Annotated in this window: 1 protein-coding gene; it reads right to left on the bottom strand. The window is 77.8% G+C overall.

Going from position 1 to position 3,653, the window contains the following annotated elements:
• On the bottom strand, window positions 1-3,653 hold a 3,653-nt coding region (locus tag ACFWOG_RS39855; protein ID WP_380364546.1), incomplete at both ends, for an amino acid adenylation domain-containing protein.

Genomic DNA, 3,653 nt, shown 5'->3' with positions numbered 1-3,653 from the left:
ATCGGGGGCAGCGGCAGGGCCCGCCGGTCGAGCTTGCCGTTGACGGACAGCGGCAGGGCGTCGAGGAGGACGATCGGCGCCGGCACCATGTACGCCGGGAGCCGCTCCGCCGCGAGCTTGCGCAGGTGGCGGGTGTCCGGAACGCGACCCGGCTCCGGGACGACGTACCCGATCAGCCGGTCGCCCCCGGTGCCCGACGCGCGGACGGCCGCGGCGGCCAGGGCGACGCCCGGCAGGGCGGCCAGCGCGGCCTCCACCTCGCCGAGTTCGATCCGCAGGCCGCGCAGCTTGACCTGGTCGTCGGTCCGGCCGAGGTAGTGCAGCCGGCCGTCGGCCGTCCGCCGGGCGAGGTCGCCGGTGCGGTACATCCGGCTGCCGGGCGGACCGTACGGGTCGGCGGTGAACCGCTCGGCGGTCAGCGCCGCCCGGTTCAGGTAGCCGCGCGCCAGCTGCACCCCGGTCAGGTACAGCTCCCCGGGGGTCCCGAGCGGGACGGGACGCAGCCGCGCGTCCAGGAGCCGGACCCCGGTGTTCCACACCGGGCTGCCGACGGGCACGCTGCCGCCGGACCGGCCGGTGCCGGGCCGGTAGTGCTCGGCGGTGACGTCGACCGCCGCCTCGGTGGGGCCGTAGAGGTTCTCCAGGGCCACCTCCCGGCCGGCGCAGGATTCCCGGAAGCGCTCGGCGAGGTCGACCGGGAGGGCTTCGCCGCTGCACACCACCCGTCGCAGCGAGGGGCACTCGGCGAGCCGCTGGTCGGTGAGGAAGGCGGCGAGCATCGAGGGCACGAAGTGCGCGACGGTGGCGCGGTGGCGGCGGATCAGGTCGGCGAGGTAGCCGGGGTCACGGTGCCCGTCGGGGCGGGCGACCACCGCGGGCACGCCCGCGGCGAACGGCCAGAACAGCTCCCAGACCGAGACGTCGAAGCCGGCCGGGGTCTTGTGCAGCACCCGGTCGTCCCCGCCGAGGGGGTAGGCGTCCTGCATCCACCGCAAACGGTTGACGATCGCGGCGTGGCCGACCTGGACGCCCTTGGGCAGGCCGGTGGAGCCGGAGGTGAAGATGACGTACGCGGGGTGGTCGGGCCTCAGCGGGGCGAGCCGGTCGTGATCGGTGACCGGTCCGGCCGGGGCGGACGCCAGGGCGGCCTCCGTCTCCGGGTCCCCCAGCAGGACGGCGTCGGGGGCGTCGGCGGGCAGCCGGCCGGCCGATCCGGATTCGGTGAGCACGCAGACCGGGCGGGCCGTGCCGAGGAGGTGGCGCAGCCGCTCGGCCGGGTGGTCGAGGTCGAGCGGCAGGTAGGCGCCCCCGGCCCGGACCACCGCGTGGACGGCCACCAGCAGGTCTGCGGAGCGCGGCAGGGCCACCGCGACCACGCTCTCCGGGCCGACCCCGCGGGCGATCAGCAGCCGGGCGAGCCGGTCGGCGCGGTCGTCGAAGGCCGCACGGGACAGCTCGGCGCCGTCCGTCAGCACCGCGGGGCGGGCGGCCCCGGCGCGGGCTCCGGCGGCGACCAGGTCGGGCAGCGTGGCCGGGTCGCCGGGGACGGCCGGGTGGTCGGTGGACTCCGGCCCGTACAGGGCGAGTTCACGCTCGCCCTCGGCCATCGGGTCGAGGTCGGCGACGGGGCGCGCCGGGTCCGCGACGGCCTGCTCCACGAGGCGGACCAGCCGGTCCGCGAGGGCGCGGGCGGTCGCTTCGTCGAAGCGGTCCCGGCTGTACCGGACGCCGCCCTCCAGTCGCCCGCTGCCGTCGGCGGCCGGGCCGACCGCGAACTCCAGGTCGAACTTGGCGCCGCCGGTGTCCACCAGCAGCTCCGCCGCCGGGACGTCGAAGAGCCGGGCCGGGGCGGGAGCGGCGGAGTGGAAGGTGACCATGGTCTGGAAGAGCGGGTGACGCCCGGCCGTACGGGCCGGCGCGACCGCCCGGACGACCTGGTCGAACGGCAGGTCGGCGTGGTCGAAGGCCTCCAGGTCGGCGTCCCGGACCCGCTCCAGCAGGGCGGCGAAGGCCGGGGTGCCGGAGAGGTCGGTGCGCAGCGCCAGGGTGTTGAGGTGGTAGCCGACCTGGTCCCGGAGGACGGCCTCGCCGCGGGCCGAGACGGGTGCCCCGACCACGATGTCCTCGCCCCCGCCGAGCCGGTGCAGCAGCGTGGCGACCACGGCGTGGACGGCCATGAACAGGGTGGCGCCGTGGGCCCGGGCGAGTGCGGTGAGCGCCCCGGCGGTGTCGGCCGGGAGCTCGAAGAGGGCGACGGCGCCCCGGTGGGTGGGGCGGGCCGGCCGGGGACGGTCGGCGGGCAGCGCGACCTCCTCGGGCGCCCCGGCCAGCGTGCGCGTCCAGTAGGCCCGCTGCCGGTCGCCGGTCCGGGCCAGCAGCTCGCCCTGCCAGCGGGCGAAGTCCGCGTACTGGACGGGGAGTTCGACGAACTCGGGGGCCCGTCCGACCCGTCGGGCCGTGTAGGCGGCGTCGAGGTCGGCGAGCAGCGGGGCGGTCGACTCCTCGTCGCCCGCGATGTGGTGCAGCGTCAGCAGGAGGACGTGCTCGCCCTCGTCGACCCGCACCAGGTGGGCACGGAACGGCGGCTCGGCGGCGAGGTCGAACGGCGGAGCGAGCAGGGTGCGCAGGGTGGCGTCCAGCCCGTCCTCGCCGACCGGCAGCACGGTGAGCGGCACCGGGTGCGCGCCGGGAGCGAGCACCTGCTGGTACGGCTCGCCGTCGTGCTCGCGCACGACGGTCCGCAGGCTCTCGTGCCGGGCCGCGACGTCGGCGAGGGCGGCGGCGAGGGCGCCGGGGTCGAGCGCTCCGGTGAGCCGGAGCGCGATCGGTACGTGGTAGGCGGAGCCGGAGTCCTGCACCTGGTGGAGCAGCCAGAGGCTGAGCTGGGCGGGCGACAGCGGCGGGTGCGCCGGGCGCGGGCCCGCGGTGAGCTCCGGCCGGTCGGTCCCGGCCCGCTCGGCGAGCCGGGCGGCGAGCCCGGCGGGCGTGGGCGCGGCGAAGACGTCCCGGACCGCGGTCTCGGTCCGCAGCACGGTGCGGATCCGCCCGGCCAGCCGGGTGGCCAGCAGGGAGTGGCCGCCGAGGGCGAAGAAGTCGTCCTCGGGCCCGACCTCCGGGAGGTCGAGCACGGTGGCGAAGGCCCCGCAGAGCAGCTCCTCGCGGGCGTCGCGCGGCGGGCGGGCGAGCGCCACCGCCGGGGCGGACGGGGCGGGCAGGGCCGCCCGGTCCAGCTTGCCGTTGGCGGTCGTCGGCAGCTGCGGGAGCACCACCACGGCCGCGGGCACCAGGTAGTCGGGCAGCGTCCCGGCGAGGGCGCGGCGCAGGGCCGCCGGGTCGGCGCCACCGGTGGCGTAGCCGACCAGGCGCCGGTTGCCGGGGGTGTCCTCGCGGACCAGCGCGGCGGCGGCGCCGACGCCGGGCAGGGCCGCCAGCGCGGCCTCCACCTCGCCGAGTTCGATCCGGAAGCCGCGCAGCTTGACCTGGTCGTCGGTCCGGCCGAGGTACTCCACCAGGCCGTCGGCCGTCCGCCGGGCGAGGTCGCCCGTGCGGTACATCCGGCTGCCCGGCGGACCGTACGGGTCGGCGGTGAACCGCTCGGCGGTCAGCGCCGCCCGGTTCAGGTACCCCCGCGCCAGCTGCACCCCCGCGAGGTA

Source organism: Kitasatospora sp. NPDC058406, assembly GCF_042722765.1.
GTDB lineage: Bacteria > Actinomycetota > Actinomycetes > Streptomycetales > Streptomycetaceae > Kitasatospora.
This window is presented reverse-complemented; position numbering and strand designations above follow the sequence as displayed.